Origin of the sequence: Methylobacterium hispanicum (assembly GCF_022179285.1) — a bacterium.
In the GTDB taxonomy this organism is placed as follows: Bacteria; Pseudomonadota; Alphaproteobacteria; order Rhizobiales; family Beijerinckiaceae; genus Methylobacterium; species Methylobacterium hispanicum.
The window spans coordinates 182394-201652 of the sequence record NZ_BPQO01000005.1 but is presented as its reverse complement, the minus strand read 5'-3'; the positions used below and the strand labels follow the sequence as shown (position 1 = coordinate 201652).

The 19259-nt window shown below is 73.2% G+C and carries 17 protein-coding genes; 7 read left to right on the top strand and 10 right to left on the bottom strand.

From position 1 onward, the window contains the following. Nucleotides 1-23: 23 nt before the first annotated feature. The 3 genes from MFF56_RS07865 to ptsP form a co-directional block, all read right to left on the bottom strand. Nucleotides 24-1766: a fructose-specific PTS transporter subunit EIIC gene (locus tag MFF56_RS07865; RefSeq protein ID WP_066924669.1), complete on the bottom strand. Its 1743-nt coding sequence runs from the start codon at nt 1764-1766 to the stop codon at nt 24-26. Between the two features lie 103 nt (nt 1767-1869). Beyond that, nucleotides 1870-2820 carry a 1-phosphofructokinase gene (gene pfkB, locus MFF56_RS07860; protein ID WP_066924671.1) on the bottom strand — a complete coding sequence of 317 codons (951 nt, stop codon included), beginning with the start codon at nt 2818-2820 and terminating at the stop codon, nt 1870-1872. After that, nucleotides 2817-5363: a phosphoenolpyruvate--protein phosphotransferase gene (gene ptsP / locus MFF56_RS07855; protein WP_238229907.1), complete on the bottom strand. Its 2547-nt coding sequence runs from the start codon at nt 5361-5363 to the stop codon at nt 2817-2819. The genes pfkB and ptsP overlap by 4 nt, the downstream gene beginning before the upstream one ends. 199 nt (nt 5364-5562) lie before the next feature. Here ptsP and MFF56_RS07850 point away from each other — a divergent pair, with 199 nt between their 5' ends. The 5 genes from MFF56_RS07850 to fhuF all read left to right on the top strand — a co-directional run bounded on the left by MFF56_RS07850 (nt 5563) and on the right by fhuF (nt 9881). Further along, nucleotides 5563-6546: a LacI family DNA-binding transcriptional regulator gene (locus MFF56_RS07850; protein ID WP_066919431.1), complete on the top strand. Its 984-nt coding sequence runs from the start codon at nt 5563-5565 to the stop codon at nt 6544-6546. Nucleotides 6547-6549: 3 nt separating this feature from the next. After that, nucleotides 6550-6762, top strand: coding sequence for a hypothetical protein (locus MFF56_RS07845; RefSeq protein ID WP_156453531.1), 213 nt, complete (start codon nt 6550-6552; stop codon nt 6760-6762). Nucleotides 6763-6984: 222 nt separating this feature from the next. Then, complete coding sequence (locus tag MFF56_RS07840) at nt 6985-7461, top strand: response regulator (RefSeq protein ID WP_066919433.1); 477 nt, start codon at nt 6985-6987, stop codon at nt 7459-7461. Between the two features lie 441 nt (nt 7462-7902). Next, nucleotides 7903-9138, top strand: a complete 1236-nt coding sequence (locus MFF56_RS07835; protein WP_066921657.1) for an MFS transporter — start codon at nt 7903-7905, stop codon at nt 9136-9138. Then, nucleotides 9135-9881 (top strand): siderophore-iron reductase FhuF, encoded by a 747-nt coding sequence (gene fhuF, locus MFF56_RS07830; RefSeq protein ID WP_238229906.1) that lies wholly within the window; start codon nt 9135-9137, stop codon nt 9879-9881. The genes MFF56_RS07835 and fhuF overlap by 4 nt, the downstream gene beginning before the upstream one ends. 195 nt (nt 9882-10076) lie before the next feature. On the opposite strand, the gene MFF56_RS07825 is transcribed toward fhuF, so the two are convergent. Then, nucleotides 10077-11150 carry a YeiH family protein gene (locus MFF56_RS07825; protein ID WP_066928082.1) on the bottom strand — a complete coding sequence of 358 codons (1074 nt, stop codon included), beginning with the start codon at nt 11148-11150 and terminating at the stop codon, nt 10077-10079. Nucleotides 11151-11284: 134 nt separating this feature from the next. On the opposite strand from MFF56_RS07825, the gene MFF56_RS07820 reads away from it, so the two are divergent. After that, on the top strand, nt 11285-11515 hold the full coding sequence (locus MFF56_RS07820; protein WP_066928080.1) for a hypothetical protein: 231 nt from the start codon (nt 11285-11287) through the stop codon (nt 11513-11515). 168 nt (nt 11516-11683) lie between these two features. Here the strand turns inward: MFF56_RS07820 and MFF56_RS07815 are convergent, their stop codons facing one another. The 6 genes from MFF56_RS07815 to MFF56_RS07790 form a co-directional block, all read right to left on the bottom strand. Then, entirely contained in the window at nt 11684-12493 is an 810-nt protein-coding gene (locus MFF56_RS07815) for a GntR family transcriptional regulator (protein WP_066928078.1), read from the bottom strand. A 75-nt stretch (nt 12494-12568) separates the two neighbouring features. After that, nucleotides 12569-13558, bottom strand: a complete 990-nt coding sequence (locus tag MFF56_RS07810; RefSeq protein ID WP_066928076.1) for an Ldh family oxidoreductase — start codon at nt 13556-13558, stop codon at nt 12569-12571. A 4-nt stretch (nt 13559-13562) separates the two neighbouring features. Next, a complete protein-coding gene (locus MFF56_RS07805; protein WP_238229905.1) occupies nt 13563-14504 on the bottom strand; it encodes a hydroxyacid dehydrogenase in 942 nt (313 codons plus the stop codon). 13 nt (nt 14505-14517) lie between these two features. After that, nucleotides 14518-15876 carry a cation:dicarboxylate symporter family transporter gene (locus MFF56_RS07800; protein ID WP_066927132.1) on the bottom strand — a complete coding sequence of 453 codons (1359 nt, stop codon included), beginning with the start codon at nt 15874-15876 and terminating at the stop codon, nt 14518-14520. 150 nt (nt 15877-16026) lie between these two features. Continuing rightward, nucleotides 16027-17307, bottom strand: a complete 1281-nt coding sequence (locus MFF56_RS07795; RefSeq protein ID WP_066927133.1) for a UxaA family hydrolase — start codon at nt 17305-17307, stop codon at nt 16027-16029. Between the two features lie 7 nt (nt 17308-17314). Next, on the bottom strand, nt 17315-17632 hold the full coding sequence (locus MFF56_RS07790; RefSeq protein WP_066927131.1) for a UxaA family hydrolase: 318 nt from the start codon (nt 17630-17632) through the stop codon (nt 17315-17317). An 846-nt stretch (nt 17633-18478) separates the two neighbouring features. Here MFF56_RS07790 and MFF56_RS07785 point away from each other — a divergent pair. Beyond that, nucleotides 18479-19222 carry a sulfite exporter TauE/SafE family protein gene (locus MFF56_RS07785; protein WP_066920279.1) on the top strand — a complete coding sequence of 248 codons (744 nt, stop codon included), beginning with the start codon at nt 18479-18481 and terminating at the stop codon, nt 19220-19222. Nucleotides 19223-19259 lie beyond the last annotated feature (37 nt).

Sequence of the window (19259 nt, the reverse complement as noted above, 5' to 3'; positions counted from 1 at the left end):
GGGACTGGAAAATCCAGAAGCCTCTAGCTGAAGATCTGTTGTTCGCCTGTTTCCGCCGGGCCTTGGGCGGTCCGCTTCTTCAGGGCCCCTACCAGAACGGCCGTGATCGCGCTGCCGGCGGCGAGAGCGATCACCGCGCCCGGAAGGTTCGTCACCGCGTTCGGGATCGGCAGCACGAACAGGCCGCCGTGGGGCACCTTCAGCGTCACGCCGAGGCTGAGCGCCAGCGCACCGGCCGCGGCGGAGCCCGCCACCATCGCGGGGATCACCCGCAGCGGGTCGGCCGCCGCGAAGGGGATCGCGCCCTCCGTGATGAACGCGGCGCCGAGCACCGCCGCGGCGCCGCCTGCCTCGCGCTCCGGCGCGGTGAAGCGGGCCGGGAACAGGCGGGTGGCGAGGGCGAGCCCGAGGGGCGGGGTCATGCCGCCGAGCATCACCGCGGCCATCGGAGCATCGACGCCCGAGGAGAGCAGCGCCGCGGCCGAGGCGTAGGCCGCCTTGTTGATCGGCCCACCCATGTCGACCGCCATCATGCCGCCGAGGATCAGCCCGAGCACCAGCGCGCTCGCCCCCTGCATGCCCTTGAGCCAGCCGGTCAGCGCCGCGAGGACCGCCGCCACCGGCACGCCCACCACGTAGATCATCAGCAGGCCGGTGATGGCGGTGGCCAGCAGCGGCAGGATCAGGACGGGCTTCAGCCCGTCCAGATTCCTGGGCAGGCGGATGTGCCGGTTGAGAAAGGCCACCGTGTAGCCCGCGATGAAGCCCGCCGCGATGCCGCCGAGGAAGCCGGCCTGGAGGTTGGCCGCCAGCATCCCGCCGACCATGCCGGGCGCGATGCCGGGCCGGTCGGCGATGGAGTAGGCGATGTAGCCCGCGAGCGCCGGCACGATCAGCGCGAAGGCCGCCTTGGCGCCGATCTCGCCCAGCGCGTAGCCCAGCGTCCCGGCATGGCCCGGCGCCATCGCGTCGATGCCGCCGACTGCGAAGGCCAGCGCGATGAGCAGGCCGCCCGCCACCACGAAGGGCAGCATGAAGGAGACCCCGGTCATCAGGTGCTTGTAGGCGCCGGCCTTGGCCTGCGCCGCCTCGGGCCGCGCCGGATCCCCGGTCGCCGCGGCGCCGTCCGCCGGCTGCATCCGTGCCTCGGCGAGCGCGGTCGCGATCAGGCCCCGGCCGTCGCGGATCGCCGCCTTGGTCCCGGCCGCGTAGACCCGCTTGCCGGCGAAGCGCGCCCGGTCGACGCCCTTGTCGGCGGCGATGAGCACGATGTCGGCCGCCGCGATCTCCGCGGCGGTCAGCGCGTCGCGGGCGCCGACCGAGCCCTGCGTCTCCACCCGCACCGCGTGGCCGAGCGCCTTGCCGGCCGCCTGGATGCCCTCGGCGGCCATGAAGGTGTGGGCGATGCCGGTCGGGCAGGAGGTCACCGCGACGATTCTTGCGGGGCCGGACGATGCGGCCGCGGGCGCGCCCGCCAGCGCCCGCTCGAGCACGGCGCCCGCATCGGTCAGCACCTCCTCGATCGCGGCCCGCGCCTTGGCGAGCGGGCCGAACCGGCCCTCGCCGAGATCGCCGGAGCCGACGAGGAGCACCGCCCGCGCCTCGCCGATCGCGGTCTCCGGCAGGGGATTGCCGCCGCCCGTGCCGCGCAGCTCCAGCGCGATCGGCTGGTTGCGGCGCCCCGCGGCCTTGCGCAGGGCCTCGAGGGCGAGGACGGCGTGGGTGGGGAGGTCCGCGCCTCCGACCACCGCCAGCAAGGGGGCCATGGTTTCCTCCTGGGTTGGTTGTGTTGGTCTGTTCGTCAGGACATCCGGTCAGTGGCGGAAAGCGCGCTCCCTCCCCCGCAGAGGGGGAGGGGGGCGCATCGCATCAGCCAATCGCCTCCACCCGAACCGTCGCGGCGATGGCCTCGACCTCCGGGCGCGGGGGCAGGCCGGCGCCCTCGCGGGCGAGCTTGGCGGCCGCGAAGGCCAGAGCCCGGCGGGCTGTATCGGGGAGCGCTAGCCCTTCATGCAGGCTGGCGACGAGGCCGGCCACCAGGGCGTCGCCCGCCCCGACCGTGCTCGCCACCGCGGTCGCGGGCGGTCGGGCGTGGACCGCGCCGGCCTCGCCGAGGAACAGCGCGCCCTCGGCTCCGAGCGAGACCGCGACCAGCGCGATGCCGCGGTCGCGCAGGGACCGGGCGGCGTCGAGCACGTCTCCGAGCGCGGGCAGCGGCCGGCCGGCCCATTCCTCCAGCTCGTGCCGGTTCGGCTTCACGGCGTAGGGCAGCGCATCCCTCGGCCCGGCGAGCGCGGCGGCGAGCGGGCCGCCGGAGGCGTCGAGCACCACCCGGGCGCCGCGGGCGTTCAGCCGCGCCGTGAGATCGCGATAGGTCTCGGGCGGCAGGGTTCCCGGCAGGCTGCCGGCCAGCACCGCGAGGCTCCCCGCATCCGCGAGGTCGATGAGCGCCGCGCGGGCGGCGTCGAGCGTGTCCGGCGAGACGGCGAGGCCCGGCAGGTTGATGTCGGTGGTGTCGCCGGTCTTCCGGTCGAGAAGCTTGAGGTTGGTCCGGGTCTCGCCCGGGATCCGGAGGAAGCGGTCGTCGATGCCCCGCTCGGCCATCAGCTGCGCGAAGGGCGCGGCGTTGTCCGAGCCGAGCACGCCGCTCGCCGCGACCGGCAGGCCCCAATCGGCGAGGCAGAGGGCGACGTTGACGCCCTTGCCGCCCGCGTGGGACCGCACCGCGCGGGCCCGGTGCACGCTGCCCGGCACCAGCGCGTCGAGCCGCACGGTCTGGTCGATCGCCGGGTTGAGGGTGAGGGTGAGGATCGGGCTCACGCGGGGCCTCCCGCATCGTCGAGGGCGCGGACGGCGGCGGCGTCCTCCTGCTCGCAGGCCCGGCGGGCGAGCGCGCGCAGCGCGCCCATGTCGGCCGCCCGCAGCCGCGCCTTGACGCCCGCGAGGTCGCGCGGGGTCATCGAGAGTTCGTGGACCCCGAGCCCCGCCAGCAGGCAGGCCCCGAACGGATCGCCCGCGATGCCGCCGCAGACGCCGACGAAGCGCCCATGGCGGGCGGCGCCCTCGCAGGTCATGTGGATGAGGCGCAGCACCGCCGGGTGGAGCGAGTCGGCTTCCGGTGCGAGTTCCGTGTTCTGCCGGTCGATGGCGAGGGCGTACTGGGTCAGGTCGTTGGTGCCGATCGAGAAGAAGTCGCAGTGCCGGGCCATCGCGTCGGCCTGGATCGCGGCGGCCGGCACCTCGATCATGATGCCGAGCGGCACCGGCGGCGCGCCGACCTCGCCACGGATGCGCTCCGCGACCGCGCGCAGCCGCAGCACCTCCGGCACCGAGGTGATCATCGGCATCATGATCGAGAGCGGCGCGTCCTTGCCGGTGGGGGCATCCGCCGGCACGTGATCGCGGGCGGCCCGGTAGAGGGCGCGCAGCTGCGGCTCCATCAGGTCGGGGCGGCGCAGCAGCAGGCGGGCACCGCGCACGCCGAGGAAGGGGTTCTCCTCGTGGGGCAGCCGCAGGTGGGCGACCTGCTTGTCGCCGCCGATGTCGAGGGTGCGCACGATGAGCGGCCGGCCACCGAGCGCCCGGAGCATGCCCGAATAGGTCTCGTACTGGTCGTCCTCGGAGGGCGTGTCGCCGCGCTCCAGGAACAGGAACTCGGTGCGCATCAGCCCGACGCCCTCGGCGCCCTGGTCGAGCGCGAAGCCGACCTGCTCGGGGTTGTTGACGTTGGCGCCGACCGCGATGCGGTGCCCGTCGCGGGTCCGGGCGGGCTGCGCCCGCTCGCGCGCCTCCGCCTCGGCCTTCTCGCGCTGCCGCTCGCGCCACGCCTCCGCCGAGGCGATGTCGGCCGCGCTCGGGTCGAGGTAGAGGCGCCCGGTGCTGCCGTCGAGGATCGCCCGCGCGCCGTCGGCGAGCGCCAGCAGGCCGGGCCCGCCCGCGACGAGGGCCGGGATGCCGAGCGTGCGCGCCAGGATCGCGGTGTGCGAGGTCGGCCCCCCTTGGGCGGTCGCGAGCCCGATCACCCGGGCCGGGTCGAGCCCGGCGGTGTCGGAGGGCGCGAGGTCGGCGGCGACGAGGATGCAGGGCACGTCCGGCAGGGCGTGGCCGCTCCGCAGGGCCGGGTCGATCTGCGCCAGCACCCGGCGCCCGACGTCGCGCAGGTCCGCCGCGCGGCCCGCGAGGACCGGGTTGCCGAGCGCCGCGAGCTGCCCGGCCATGCGCTCCACCGCCGCATGCCACGCGTGGGCCACGCCGTGACCCTCGACCATGAGCTGGCAGGCCAGCGTGATCAGGTCGGTGTCGGCGATGAGTTCCCCTTGCGCCCGGAAGATGCCCGCATCCTGCCGGCCGAGCCGCCGCTCGGTGTCGTCCGCGAGCGCCCGCAACTGGTCGGCCGTCGCCTGCAGCGCCCGGTGCAGGCGGTCGGCGCCGGTGGTCAGCGGCTCCGGCTCGTCCGGCACCGCGACCTCGGCGCTCGCCAGCACGTGGATCGGTCCGATGGCGATGCCGGGGCTCGCGCCGATGCCGGCGACGGTGCGCGGCGCGTCGGCCGGGTTCCAGCCGGCGACGGGGGCGGCGGCCCAGGCCGCGGCTTCGGCCGCGCGCTGCGCCGCCGCCTTCTCGCCCGCGCTCAGGCCCGTGACCGCGGCGCAGATCCTGGCGAGCGCTCCCGCTTCGTCGTCGCCCTCCGCCGAGATCGTCACCGCGTCGCCGCAGCGCAGGCCGAGCTGGAGGAGCGCGATCAGGTTCTTGGCGTCGGCGACCTGGGCGCCGGCCCGGACCTGGATCCGGGCCGGGCAGGTCCTGGCCACCTCGACCCAGTGGGCGGCCGGCCGTGCGTGCAGGCCGGTCGGGTAATCGACGGTCCAGTCGAAGCGCTGGCGCAGGTCGCTCGCCGGGCCGGCGGCGCCCGGCGCCGGCGCGTCCTCGCCGAGCGCCGCGGCGATGTCGGATTCCTGCGTGGTGGTGCGCAGCTGCTCGAGGCGCGCCTCGTCCTGGATCAGGCGGGTGAGCCGGCGCAGCACCGTGATGTGGGTGTCGGACTGCGCGGCGATGGCCACCACGAGATGCGCCGTCTGGCCGTCGTGCCACGCGATGCCCTCGGGCACCTGCAGCACCGCGAGCCCGCTCTCGCGGACGAGGTGCCGGTCATCGACCATGCCGTGCGGGATCACGACGCCGTGGCCCAGATAGGTGTTCGCCACCGCCTCCCGGGCCAGCATGCTCGCGCCGTAGGCGGCCTCGATGCAGCCCGACGCGGTGAGGAGCTGGGCGGCCTCGCGGATCGCCGCCTCCTTGGTGGCGGGTCGCGCGCCGAGCCGCACGAGCAGGCGCGGGCTGAAGGACGGCGTCGGTGCGAGCATGGCGTGCTCTCCTCCCGTTCGAATCGCCGACCGTTCGCCGGCTGTTGTGAGACGCACTGAAAACGTTTTCAGTGCGCTTGTCAAACGGCAGAAGCCGAACAGGCTCGATCCCGATGCCGCGCAGGCTTGCGAGAGGCGGCGAGCGATGGCACAACCAGCCGTAGAGTGGTGTAATCGTTTCCTGAGGATCGGCCCAGCGATGACCGTCGGCATCCGCGATGTGGCCCGCGCGGCGGGCGTCTCGACCGCGACGGTCTCGCGGGCGCTGGGCAGCGGGCCGGTGAGCGAGGCCCTGCGCGAGCAGGTCGAGGCGGCGGTGCGCGCGACCGGCTACCGGCCGAACCTCTCGGCCCGGCGCCTGCGCTCGCAATCCGCCCGGACCATCGGCCTGATCGTGGCCGACATCCGCAACCCCTTCTTCACCGCGGTGAGCCGCGCGGTCGAGGATGCGGCCTTCGCCGAGGGCATGCGGGTCATCCTCTGCAACACCGACGAGGACCCGGCCCGCGAGGCGATGTACCTGCGCCTGATGGAGGAGGAGCGCGTCACCGGCGTGATCTTCGCGCCGACGGGCGGCGGGGCCGAGTCGCTGCGCGAGCGGTCCCTCGGCTTCCCGGTGGTGCTGATCGACCGCGCCGGGCCGCCCGGCGCCCACGACAGCGTGGTTCTCGACAACCCGGCCGCGGGCGCGGGCCTCGTGGACCTCCTCGTCCGCCAGGGCTTCTCGCGCATCGGCGGCCTGTTCGGCTCGACGAGTTCGACCGCGCGCGAGCGCCGGGCGGGCTACGAGGCGGCCATGGTCCGGCACGGGCTGGTGCCCAGCGTCCGCACCGTGGCGCCCAACGCCGCCGCCGCCGAGGCCGCCGCCGCCCGCTGGCTCGCCGAGGCGGATCGGCCGGAGGCGCTGGTGCTCTCGAACGGCCTGATCCTGATGGGGGCGGTGCGCGCCGCCCGCGCCGCGGGTCTGCGGGTTCCGGACGACCTCGCGCTGGCGGGATTCGACAACGAGCCCTGGACGGACCTCGTCGAGCCGGGCCTCACCGTGGTCGAGCAGCCGGTCGACGAGATCGGCGCGCAGGCGATGCGGCTGCTGTTCGAGCGGATCGCCCAGCCCGACCAGCCCGTGCGGAAGGTGGTGCTCAGCGGCCGGACCGTGCTGCGCGGCTCGACCCGGCGCGGGTAGTCGGTGCCGCCTTCGACCCCGGCCGCCCATCTTGCGGCGATGCACACCTGGCTGATCTCCGCCCTCGGCCTCTGGGCGGCCTACTGGGCCGCGATCTTCGCCGAACTCGCACATCTGCGGGAGCGCGAGGACGGCGTCGGGGCGGTCGCCTGCGCGCGCATCGCCGGGAGCCTGCTCGCCGCCGGGCTCGGCCTGTTCCTGCTCGGCCGGGTCTGAGGCCGGTCGCGCTCTCCCGTAGCCGGAGCGGTGCGCCGCTCGCATCAATTCAAGGTTGTACCGATCTCCGACGACCGGGCTCTTCGGCCGCGCCGACGGATTGATACCTCAACCAGAAGTCTGTATGCATCCACACAGTATCGAGGAGAGCGGACGGCGCGGCTCGACCGCGGCCCGGCCGCCCGTGGTGCGGGACGCGGTGGCGGGGGCCCAGACGATCCGGTGATACCGCTGAGCGAGTCCGACACGATCCTCGTCGCCGAAGGCGACGCGCTGATCCGCATGGTCATGACCGACATGCTGGGCGATGCCGGCTTCGCGGTCGCGGCGACCTCCACCGTCCCCGGAGCGCTCGCGCAGCTGGAGGCGCGGCCCGGGACCCGCGCGCTGATCACCGGCCGGACGCTCTCGGCGGTCGGCGACGGGATCGGCCTGATCCACCGCGCGCGGGCGCGGTGGCCCGGGCTGGCGCTGCTGATCACCTCCGGTGCGGCGAGCGATCTCCCCGACCTGATCCCCGCCGACGTCCGGATCCTGTGGAAGCCGTTCCACTACCAGCTGCTGGCGCGCGCGGTCGCGGACGAGATCCGGCGCTGCGGCCTGGCCGCCGCCCCCGTCCTGCCCGAAGGATCGCCGACGGGCTCGGTCCAACTCGACCTTGCGGCCGCGGCGCCGGCGCGCGGGCCGGACAAGACCTGAAATCGTTTGCGGCTGAGGAGTTCGGACGCGCGCGATGAACCGCTCCGTGCCCCCTCTCCCATAGGGAGAGGGTTGGGGTGAGGGGTATGACGCTTCAGAACAGCGCTCGGCATCGACGCGCGTTCAGCGCTGCGCTTTCTCCGGCAGCCTCATACCCCTCACCCGGCTTTCTGCGAAAGCAGACCTCTCCCTATGGGAGAGGGCACCCGCGCTCAGTTCCGAAACGATGCGTCAGACGGAACCTATCGACCGGAAGCCGTGCATCCGCCCCCGATATGCGCGCCGGGGTCACGGCCCCGTGCCGCCCCGGTCACCTTGAATCGCGCCGAGGTGTCGACTAATCGGAAATGATGAGGCGGAACAATAGATTAGTGTGATTCCAAACTGCCGTCCCTCCGGTCCCGTGTGCCCCGTCACCCGCCGTTCCGGGCGCCCGGCGCGTTGAGCGCGGCCGTCCCCTCCCGGGAAGCGGGCCTCCTGGCCGGGCTGCGTCCGCTGGCACCGTTCTTCTGCCTGTACGTGACCTTCGGGGCCACGCTCGGCTTCCTGTCCGGCGGGGCGCCGCTGATCCTGCGCAGCCGCGGCATGGACCTCGCCGAGGTCGGCCTCCTGCAGCTCATCAACCTGCCGGTGGGCCTGACCTTTCTTTGGGCCTCGCTGCTCGACCGGGTGCGGCTGCCGTTCCTGGCGCACCGGATCGGCTGGATTGCCGGAACGCTCGGGCTCACCGTTCTGCTTCTCGTCGTCCTCAGCCTCGGCGAGCACTGGCCGCTCGGCGTGCTGCTCGCCCTGGCGATCCTGGCCGCTGCCTGCATCGCCACCATGGACATCGCGCTGGAGGCGCTGGTGGTCGAGACGGTGCCGGCGGGGCGGCGGACCTACGCCGCCGCGGCGAAGCTCTGCGGGGCGTCCCTCGGGGGCATCCTCGGGGTCGGCGTTCTGCTCGGATCCTACGACGCGCTCGGCTGGCGCGGGGCGGTGCTCGCCTGCGCGGCGCTTGACGCACTCTGCCTGCTGCCGATCCTCGCCTATCCGGAGGCGCGCCTGCGCAGAGGGGGCGGCACGCCCGAGCGCCGGGCGGGCTCGTTCGCGCGGCTGCGCACGCTGGTCTCGCCGATCCTCGCCCTCGGCGCCTATTTCGCGGCGGCCTACCTCGTCTCCGGGCCCAACACCCTGGCGCTGCTCGATCTCGGCGTGCCGCTGGCCCAGGTCGGCGTCCTCACCGGCACCGTCCTGCCGGTCGTGAACCTCGTCATGGCGGTGCTGGCGGCGGGCCTCGCGGCGCGCTTCGGCACGGTCCGGCTGATCGTGGGGGGCGGGCTCGGCGTGCTGGCGACCGGCGGCCTGATGGCGGTCGCCTGCGCGGCGGGCGCCGTCCACCTCGCCATCGCCGTCACCGTCCTGAACTTCGTCTGCGGCGGCATCCTCGGGGTGCCGGTGTTCAACATGATCTATCGCTGGGCCCAGGGGCCGCGGCCGGCCACCGACTACGCGCTGCTGTTCGGGGCGGCCTTCTTCGCCGCGATGCCCCTGCGGGTGGCCTCGCCGGCGCTGGCCGGCTGGGCCGGTTGGCCGGGCTACTTCGCGGGCGCGGTGCCGTTCTACGCGGCGGCCGTCGCGTGGCTGGCGCTCACGGTCGCCCGCACGCCGCAGGCCGACCCCGCGGAGGCGCGATGACCGCCGCGCTCGCCGAGGTCGCCGCCCGCGTGCCCGATTCGCTCGCGGCCTATCGGGGCGGCGTCGCCGCCGGCCCCGGCGGGCCGGGCGCGCGCCCGCTCGCCGCCCTGCGCGACCCGGCCGTGTTCGACGCGACGCTCGCGACCTTCGGGCGCGGGATCTGCGGCGGGACGGTGCCCGCCGCGATCGACCGGCGCGCCCTCGTCTCCTACTGGAGCCAGTTCTACCTCGCCGCCCTGGCGACGCCCGCCCTGACCGCCCTGGTCCGGCTCGGCCGGCCGCTCCCGCTCGGCTTCGAGCGCACGAGCCTCGAACTCGACGCCGCGGGACGGCCCGCGCGCCTGCTGGTCGATCCGGAGCCCGCCGGGCCGGGCTGCGGCCGGGCCTGCACCGCCGGGGCGCGGCCGGGGCTCGCGGGGCTGGTCGAGGACCACCTGCGTCCCTTCGTGGAGCTGTGCTGCGCCCAGTGCGGTCTCGCCCCGCGGGTGATCTGGGGCAACGCCGCGGTGATCCTCGACTACGTCGCGGGGGAGCTCGGGGACGGGGACGCCCCGGCCTGCAGCGAGGTCGCCGCCTGCCTCGGGCGCCCCGGCGGCTCCGCCTGCGCCCGCACGCCGCTCGCGCAGGCGCTCTTCCCGGGCACCGCCGGCTGCCGCCGCCGCACCTGCTGCCTGCGCAGCCGCCTGCCGGGCATCCCCTCCTGCGGCGCGCTCTGCCCGCTGGAGCCCCGCGCGGACGCCTGAACCGGTCTCCGGTCGGTGGGTTCGGCCAAACGCATCGTCCCAGAACGAAGCGCGGGTCCCCGCTCCTGTAGGGAGAGGGGACCCGCGCCTGACCGGGGCTAGGCTCGCTCGGCATATGCGATCGCCCTGCCCAGAGGGAGAGGGGGCACGGCGCGGCTCAACCCAACCGGCCGAACCCTTCGGCCCGAAAAGGTCTCAGCCGAGGCCGAGCCCGCGGATCAGGACGAGGCTGATCGCCAGCAGCACGAGCAGGGAGCCGGTGACCGCGAGGGTGACGCGGGCGCCGACGCGGGCGAGCACCCGCACGTCCACGCCGAGGCCGAGGGCCGCCATCGACACCACCGTGAGTAGGCCCGCGAGCCGCGTGACCGGCTGCACCACCGCCTCCGGCACCAGCCCGAGGGAGCGCAGGGTGGCCAGCGCCAGGAAGCCCAGGATGAACCAGGGCACCAGCTTGAAGAAGCCGAGGCGGCGCGGCCCCGCCTTGCCGGTCGCGCCCTCGGGCGGCAGGTGCGGGGCGATGAGCGCGAAGGCGACCACGACGGGCCCGAGCATCAGCACCCGCACGAGCTTGACGAGCGTGCCGACCTGGGTGGCGAGCAGGCTGATCGGCACCGTGGCGGCCAGCACCTGCGGCACCGCGTAGACGGTGAGCCCGGCCAGCACCCCGTACTGGTGCTCGCTGAGGCCCGCGAGCGGCAGGAACAGCGGCAGGCCCAGCACCATCAGCACGCCGAGCACCGCCGTGAAGGCGATGGAGGCGGCGACGTCCTTGCTGTCGGCGCCGATCACCGGCGCGACCGCGGCGATCGCCGAGTTGCCGCAGATGGCGTTGCCCGACGCCACCAGGATCGCCATCCGGGCCGGCAGGCCCAGCGCCCGGCAGATCCCGTAGCTCGCGGTGATCGCCAGGATCACCGTCCCGACGATGCCGATGAGGAGCGCGGGGCCGGAGGCCACGATCGCCCCGAGGCTGATCGAGGTGCCGAGCAGCGTGACGGCCACCTCCAGCACCTGCTTGGCCGAGAAGGCGATGCCGGCCCGGTAGCGCTCGCCCGGCACCCAGACGGTGCGCAAGGCGATGCCCGCCAGGATCGCGACGACCAGCGCCTCGACATAGGGGTGGCCCGTGAGATGCTCCTCGACCGCCTGCACCGCGACCGCCGCCGCCGTGATCGCGAGGCAGACGAGGAGCCCGGGCAGGAGCGAGGGCGCCTCGCCGGCGGCCGTGCCGGGCAGAGCCTCCTTCGCGGGTGCCTTGGCGCTCATGGTCTCGTCCTCACACGGTAGGGGAACAACGCTCTCTCTCCGGCGCCTTGGGAAGAAGGGCGTTCTCCCTGAGCGTGGAAGATCGCAGCGATGCAACCATTGTCTGCTCCCGGGCCGGGCGCGATACTCCGCCCATGCCCACTCTCGTCCACCCGCGGCGTTCCGCCTACGACCCGTTCGGCGAGCCTGTCGAGCGGCCCGGCCACCGCGACGCGATGCCGGACGGATACCGGGCGCGCAACCTCGGCGTCGCCCTGTTCTGGGGCCTCGCGCTCCTCATCCTCGCCGGGCGCGTCCACTTCGCCGCCCACGCGGCCGTCCCGTCCGCCGCGATCGAGCGCCCCGCCCCCGCGCTGACGCGCTGACGCCCGCTCCCGCCCGACGGGGATCCGCACGGCCGCCGGCCGATGCGCAGATCGTGCCGCCCCGAGAGGTTCCGTCATCCGCGATCCGCGATCGCGCGCTCCGTCCGGCCGATGCAGCGCGTTCCCCCTGGTTTCTCGCCGCGGAACGCCGGCGGCGCTGGGCCCCGGTCAGCGCAGGACCGAGAGGTAGTGGATCTCCTGCGTCAGGCAGGTCGAGAGGCGCCACTCGACCGGCCGCTCCTCCAGATCGACGGCGACGCGGTCGATCTCGAGCGCGGGCGTGCCCTCCGCCACCTCCAGCAGGCCGGCCTCGCGGGCGCCCAGCGCCACCGCCTTGAGGCGCTCGTTCGCGGTCGCGATCGTGATGCCGAAGCGGGCGGCGTAGAGGCTGTAGAGGGTGTTGGGCAATTCGATCTGGGCGATGCCGGGGAAGAGGGACGCCGGTACGCTGATCGTCTCCGACACGCAGAGCCGCGCATCGACGAGGCGCACGCGCTCGATCCGCACCACGCGGGCGGCGCGCGCGAGATCGAGGCGCCCGCGCTCGTCGGCGCTGGCGGGCGCTTCCGCGATCGCCGTGACCCGGCTGGTCGGCATGCCGGTGCCGTCGCCGTCGGGCCTGAGCTTGAAGAAGCGGAAGACGCTCTGCTTGTCGTCGTGGTCGGCCACGAAGGTGCCGCGGCCCTGGCGGCGCACCAAGAGGCTGTCGGCGGTCAGCGCGTCGAGCGCCTTGCGCACCGTGCCCTGGCTGACCCCGAGCTCGGCGGCGAGCTGCCCCTCGCTCGGCAGGATCTGGCCCGGCTGCCAGACCGCGTCGGCGAGGCGCTTCAGCAGCGTGTCGTAGACCTGCCGGTAGAGCGGCCGGAAACCGACCGCGCCGCCGCGCCCCGAACCCGCCTGACCTGCGCCTGACCGTTCCATCTCGTGACGACGCTGTGCCCCACCCGCGGGCAGAGCGTCGAAGGATGTGTCCAGCACCTCTCCCTCCTCTCGCTTACGTCGCCCCACCGGCCGGGGCAATCACAGGTTCGCCGCGCCGCACAGGCGATCCACTCACAGGGCCCGGATCTCCGCCACCAGCGCGTCGGGCAGGTCGAGGCCGGCCTCCGCCGCGCGCTGCCGCAGGCCGAGCCGGCGGGCGCCCGGCAGGCGCGCACCATCCTGGCCCTCGATCGCCCCGGCGAGCGCGGCGAAGCGCTCCGGCGCGTCCGGGCTCAGCGCGGCGGCGTCGATGGCGATGATGAGCTGGCCGGTGCCCGGCGGGTCGCCCTCCGCGTCGAGGAACGAGGAGGCCTCGTCCGCGAAGCGCGCGCCGACGAGGCCGGCGGCGAGCACTTCCACCATCAGGGCGAGCGCCGTGCCCTTGGCGTCGCCGAGCGGGACCATCGTGCCCGCGAGCGCGGCCTTGGCGTCGGTGGTGGGGTGTCCCTCGGCGTCGAGGGCCCAGCCCTCCGGAATGGCCTCGCCGCGCTTGGCCGCGCCCACGATGTTGGCGCGCGCCACCTTCGAGAGGGCGAGATCGACCACGATCGGCGCGCGGCCCGGCAGCGGGCAGGCGAAGGCGAGCGGGTTGGTGCCGAACACGGCCCGCCGGCCGCCCCAGGGCGCCATGGCGGCGGGCGTGTTGGCGAAGAGGAGCGCGACGCACGATTGCTCGGCCAGCGCCTCGACCGGGCGGCCGGCGGCGCCGCAATGGTGCGAGCGCCGGATGCCCGCGGCCGCGATGCCCTGCTCCCGGGCCATGGTCGGCAGCGCCTCGAGGGCGAGGTCGATCGCCGGATAGGCGAAGCCGTGCGCGGCATCGACCGCGAGCAGCCCCGGGCGCGGGCGCTCGGCCCGGGGGAGGGCGTCGCCCACCACCTTGCCGGCCCGCACCTGGGCCGCGTAGGGGGCGACGCGCGAGAGGCCGTGCCCCTTCAGGCCGTCGGCCTCCGCGCCGACGAGCGCGCGGGCGACGCTGCGGGCGGCGGGCTCGAGGGTGCCGCAGCGGACGAGCGCGTCGGCGGCGAGCGCTTCCGCTTCCGTGAGGGTGAGGGTGGCCATCGCCTTAGCGCTCCGTGAGGTGGCGGCGCACGGCCCGCGCGGTGACGGCCGAGACGCGCACGTTCGATTCCTGCGTCACGCCCGCGATGTGGGGCGTGAGGACGAGGTTCGGCACGCCCGCGAAGACGGCGCCGGCCGCGGCGTCGAGCGGCTCGCGGTCGAACACGTCGAGGGCCGCGCCGCCGAGATGGCCCGATCGGAGCGCGGCGGCGACCGCCGCCTCGTCCACCACGCCGCCGCGGGCCGCGTTGATCAGCACGGCGCCCTTCGGCATCCGGGCGATCGCCTCCGCGCCGATCAGGCCGCGGGTCCCCTCGGTGAGCGGCACGTGGAGCGAGAGCACGTCGCTCTCGGCGATCAGGGCGTCGAGGTCGCGGCGGGCGATCCCGCCGTAGGGCGGCGTCCAGGCCGGGTCGTCGGCGCCGAGGAACGGGTCGTGGGCCGAGACCATCATGTCGAGGGCGGCGGCGCGGCGCGCCGTCTCGCGGGCGATGGCGCCGAACCCGACGAGGCCGAGGCGCTTGCCGGCGATCTCGCGGCCCATCAGGGCGTTGCGCGGCCAGGTGCCGGCGGCGACCTCGGCGGTGGCGCCGTAGGCGCCGCGCAGGAGCAGCATCGCGGTGCCGATCACGTACTCGGCCACCGCCCCGTCGTTGGCGCCGGTCGCCGGGTAGACCGCGATGCCGCGATCCTTGCAGGCCGCGACGTCGATGTTGTCGAGGCCGACGCCGAGACGGCCCACCACCTTCAGGTCGGGGGCGGCCTCGAGCAGGGCGCCGCGCACCTGCGTCCGGTTGCGCACGATGAGCGCGTCGGCCCCTTTCAGCGCGGCGGCCAGCGCGTCCGGACGGTCGACGAGGCCGGGATCGTAGAGGGTGTCGAAGCCCTGGAGCTCGGCGGCGATGGCCGCCTCGTCCATGAACTCGCTGATGACGACCTTGGGCATGATTCTTTCTTCCTCAGGTCGCCGGCACGGCGGCCGGCAGGGGATTCCGGAGCGCGGCCGGCTCCTGCGCGGGCAGGTCGGCGGCGTCGCTCTCGTCGTCCAGGGTGTCGAGGCTCGGGGTGATGCGGCCGTCGAGCACGGCGCGGGCGTGGGCCACGTCGAGCTTGCCCTCCCAGCGGGCGATCACGAGGGTCGCCACCATGTTGCCGATCGCGTTCGTCACGCAGCGCAGCTCGTTCAGGATCCGGTCCACGCCGATGATCAGCGCGATTCCGGCGACCGGCAGGAGCTGCGAGGCCTGCAGGGTCGCGGCCAGCACGAACAGGATGGCGCCGGCCACCCCCGCCACGCCCTTCGAGGTGACGAGCGCGATCGCCAGGATGCCGAGTTCCTGCTCCCAGGTCAGCGGGATGTTGAGCGCCTGGGCGATGAAGCCGACCGCCATGGTCAGGTAGATGCACGAGCCGTCCATGTTGAAGGAGAGCCCGGCCGGCATCACGAGGCCCGTCACGCTCTTGTCCACGCCGAGCCCGTTGAGCTTGGCCATGATCCGCGGCAGCACCGATTCCGAGCTGGTGGTGCCGAGCAGGATGAACATCTCCTCCCGGCTGTAGCGGAACAGCTTCCACAGGCTGAGGCCGACGTAGAAGCGCATCACCCCGCCGAGGAAGAACACGATGAAGACAATGAAGGTCAGGTAGAGCGAGACGATCAGCATCCCGTACTGGGCCAGGATGCCGAGGCCGAACTTGCCGATGGTGAAGGCCATCGCGCCGAACGCGCCGACGGGCGCGAAGTGCATGATGATGCCGACCACCTTCATCAGCACGTCGCCGAAGGCGTGGACCACGCGCAAGGGGAACTCGCCCTTGCGGCCGAGCATGGCCAGCCCCATCCCGACGAGGACGGAGAAGAACATCACCTGGATCAGGTCGCCCTTGGCGAAGGCGTCGACCGCGCTGTGCGGGATGATGTTGGCGACGATCTCCATCGGGGACTGGGCGTGCGCCTTGCCGGCGATGCCCGCCACGAGCTTGGCGTCCAGGCTCTCGACCGTGGCGTTCACGCCGTCGCCGGGGCGCAGGACGTTGACGAAGATCAGGCCGGCGGCGAGCGCCACGGTGGTGGCGAGCTCGAAATACACGATGGTCTTCAGGCCCATCCGCCCGACGGCCTTCATGTCGCCGACATGCGCGATGCCGACCACGACGGTGCAGAAGATGACGGGGGCGACGATCATCTTGATCAGGTTGATGAACATGTCGCCGAGAATCTTGCAGCCGACCGCAAATTCGGGGGCGACGACCCCAACGGCGATGCCGAGCGCGATGCCGAGCAGGACCTGGCCGTAGATCGACCGCAACAACCGCATGCATTCCTCCTTGTGACGGGACGAAAGCCGCCGCGATGTATCCCCGCGGTCGCGCCTCCTCTCGCGTGTCAGGCTCGGGTGTCCTGCCCCATGGCGTCGGGGCAGGGGCCGCGGACCCTGTACCGGTCCGCGGCCCCCTGGGCAGCTGTCTCAGGCGCTGCGGTAGAGCTTCGTCATCACGAACTCGCGGTGGCCGAGCGACTCGGCCGCGGTGAGCCGGCCGTTGGCGGTGCGCACCACCATGTCGATCAGGGCGTCGCCGGCCTGCGGGATCGTCATCTCGCGGGTGAGCACGCCCGAGACATCGACGTCGATGTGCTCGCCCATGGTGCGCACGGTGCGGGGGTTGCCGGTGATCTTGATCACCGGGACGATCGGGTTGCCGATGACGTTGCCCTGGCCGGTGGGGAAGGTGTGCACCACGTAGCCCGCCGCCGCCATCAGGGTCACGCACTCGGCGGCCGCCGAGGAGGTGTCCATGAAGTAGAGGCCAGGCCCCTTGGCAGGCGCCTCCGCCGGCTGCAGCGCGTCGATGTACCGGCACTCGTGGCCGATCTTCTCGAGGTTGCCGAGCGCCTTCTCCTCGATCGTGGTCAGACCGCCCGCGATGTTGCCCTTGGTCGGCTGCGAATCCGAGAGGTCGTCGGTCTTGTGGGCCTCGATCACGTCGTCCTGGTAGGACTTCCACATCGCGTACCACTTGTCCGAGATTTCCGGGCTCGCCGCCCGCTCCCGGCAGAGGTGCTCCGCGCCGGTGATCTCCGAGGTCTCGCCGAACACCCCGTAGATCCCGTGCGGGATCAGCTTGTCGTACATGTTGCCGACGGTGGGGCAGGAGGCGAGGCCCGTGGTGGTGTCGGACTCGCCGCACTTCGTCGAGACCCAGAGGTCCGAGATCGGGCATTCCTCGCGCGGCAGCTCGGTCGCCCACTGCACGAAGCGCTTGGCCTGGTAGCTGGCCTTGGCGATCGTGGCGATGTCGCCGTGGCCCTCGATGCCGAAGCCGATCACGGGCTTGCCGGTCTTGGCGATGCCCTCGACCACCCGGTTGGTCCACTGGTCCTCGATGCCGATCACCACCACGGCGGCGACGTTCGGGTTCGAGCCGATGCCGATGAGGGTGCGGAAGTGGAGCTCGAGATCCTCGCCGAACTGGAGCCGGCCGTAGGCGTGGGGCAGCGCCATCGTGCCCTTCACGTTGTTGGCCACCGCCTCGCAGGACGCGTTGGAGAGGTCGTCGAGCGGCAGCAGGACGACGTGGTTGCGCACGCCGACGCGGCCGTTCTCCCGGCGCCAGCCCATGAAGGTGGCGCCGCGGTAATCCTCGGAGGCGCGCTTGGATTGGAGCGCCTTCGTGGCGAACTGGTCGGGGGCCCCGCCCACGAAGGGGGTGGCGATCTCGTGTTCGAGCTGAGCGGCTTCCTTGAACATGATCACCTCACCAGCGCTTCGTCTTGACGTTGTGGACGTGGACGTGCTCGCCCTTGGCGACGTCCTTGATGACCTTGCCGATGTCCTGGCCGTACTTGATGGCCGTGTCCCCGGCCTTCAGGTCGGTCAGCGCGACCTTGTGGCCGATCGGGATGTCGTGGCGCACATGCACCGCGAAGGTCGTGTCGTTCTCGGTGACGACCCCGAACGCGTCGGTGTCGGCCGAGAGGCCCTCGATCACCGCGACGGCGACGTTGTCGTCGGGGGAGTGGGCGAGAAGATGCGGCTTGCGGCGCCCCTCGCCGGATGCGGCGTGGCTGCTCATGCGGTCCTCCTGATGGCTGTCGTCGGCTTCTTGGCGGCGACTGGTCTTATATAAGACGCATAACTCGAGCGGCGTCAACGGTGGATCGCGGGTGGGGCCGGAGACGGGGACCACGCTGAGGTCGAGTGTCCCTTTCCTGGATGGTTCGACGCCGGCGGATCGGGCAGCCGTCCCGTATCCTCGCCCTCCACGCGCTCTCCCTGTTCCTCTGCGGGCAAGGCGATCGCATGAGGCGGCTCGCGCCTCGCCGCAGGCCGAGGCGCGGGTCCCCTCTCCTGTAGGGAGAGGTCTGCTTTCGCAGAAAGCCGGGTGAGGGGTATGAGGCTTCCAAGAATGGCGCTGCCCTGAACGCGCGTCGATGCTGAGCGCTCTCCTGGGGCGTCATACCCCTCACCCCAACCCTCTCCCTATGGGAGAGGGAGCGCGTCGCGGCTCCCGTGCAAACCTCACGGCGCTTGCCAGACGCGATCGCCCTGCTTTGCGGGGAGGGTGGCCCCCGAAGGGGATCGGTCGGGACGAAGTTCCGCGGAGTGAGGGGCGACGGTGAAGGTTGAGGCGATGGGCGTCATGCAGGGCGCGGCCCGACTCGGGCACCGCGGTCCACGCCTCCACAGAGGGGAGGGAGGACGCGGGAGCCGACCGTTCGGAGGTGCGAACGAGCGGTTCGTGCATGACCCAGAGGGTCTGGGGTAGCCGGGAAGAGAGACCGCCTCACGCAGACGTCTCCTCATCTTGCACCAACCCAAGTCTTATATAAGATACATTCCAAACACGATCGCCGCGCGGTGCGGCACCTGGGGGGCACGCGATGGTGAGGCGGGCAATCGACGCGGCGGGCCGCGCACGGTGAACGAGACGCTGCTCCTCGTCCTGTGCATCGGCTGCGCGGGCCTGATCTCGGGGCTGACGGGCTTCGCCTTCGCGCTGATCGCGTCGGGCACGCTGCTCTCGATCCGCTCGCCCGTGGAGGCGACCGCCCTGGTGCTGGTCTGCAGCACCGTCTCCCAGATGATCTCGATCCTGCGCCTGCGGGCCTGGCCGCCGCGGAACACCGCCTTCGCGATGATCTTGCCTGGCCTCGTGGGGGCGCCGATCGGCATCCACCTGCTGCACGACCTCGACCCGCAGCTGATCAAGGTGGCGATCGGCGCCTTCCTGATCCTCTACAGCGGCACCGTCGCCCTGTTGCGGGCCGACTACACGGTGGCGTTCGGCAATCCCTGGAGCGACGGCGCCGTCGGGTTCCTCGGCGGCGTGCTCGGCGGCATCGCCGGGCTCTCCGGCGCGCTGCCCACCGCCTGGAGCCTCGTGCGCGGCTGGGAGCCGCGCACCCAGCGGGCGGTCTACCAGAGCTTCACGCTGGTGATGCAGGTCTGGGCGCTCGCGATCCTGCTCTGGCTCGATCCGATGCCGCCCGAACTCGTCGGCGACCTCGCGCTCGCCCTGCCGGTGGTGCTGGTGAGTGTCCTGGCCGGCCTCTCGCTGTTCGCCCGGATCGACCAGCGCCGGTTCCGCACCATCGTCCTGGCGCTGCTGGCGGCGATCGGGCTGACCACGACCGCGCTCGCGCTGCCGGGGCTGCTGGGGTGAGATGCCCTGACCGCGCCGAGACGAGTGTGACCGTTGC

Bases quoted from the DNA above. Each gene is read 5' to 3' on its own strand.
- MFF56_RS07865 (WP_066924669.1), bottom strand. From the start codon at position 1,766: ATGGCCCCCTTGCTGGCGGTGGTCGGAGGCGCGGACCTCCCCACCCAC.
- ptsP (WP_238229907.1), bottom strand. From the start codon at position 5,363: ATGCTCGCACCGACGCCGTCCTTCAGCCCGCGCCTGCTCGTGCGGCTC.
- MFF56_RS07850 (WP_066919431.1), top strand. From the start codon at position 5,563: ATGACCGTCGGCATCCGCGATGTGGCCCGCGCGGCGGGCGTCTCGACC.
- fhuF (WP_238229906.1), top strand. From the start codon at position 9,135: ATGACCGCCGCGCTCGCCGAGGTCGCCGCCCGCGTGCCCGATTCGCTC.
- MFF56_RS07825 (WP_066928082.1), bottom strand. From the start codon at position 11,150: ATGAGCGCCAAGGCACCCGCGAAGGAGGCTCTGCCCGGCACGGCCGCC.
- MFF56_RS07820 (WP_066928080.1), top strand. From the start codon at position 11,285: ATGCCCACTCTCGTCCACCCGCGGCGTTCCGCCTACGACCCGTTCGGC.
- MFF56_RS07810 (WP_066928076.1), bottom strand. From the start codon at position 13,558: ATGGCCACCCTCACCCTCACGGAAGCGGAAGCGCTCGCCGCCGACGCG.
- MFF56_RS07805 (WP_238229905.1), bottom strand. From the start codon at position 14,504: ATGCCCAAGGTCGTCATCAGCGAGTTCATGGACGAGGCGGCCATCGCC.
- MFF56_RS07800 (WP_066927132.1), bottom strand. From the start codon at position 15,876: ATGCGGTTGTTGCGGTCGATCTACGGCCAGGTCCTGCTCGGCATCGCG.
- MFF56_RS07795 (WP_066927133.1), bottom strand. From the start codon at position 17,307: ATGTTCAAGGAAGCCGCTCAGCTCGAACACGAGATCGCCACCCCCTTC.
- MFF56_RS07790 (WP_066927131.1), bottom strand. From the start codon at position 17,632: ATGAGCAGCCACGCCGCATCCGGCGAGGGGCGCCGCAAGCCGCATCTT.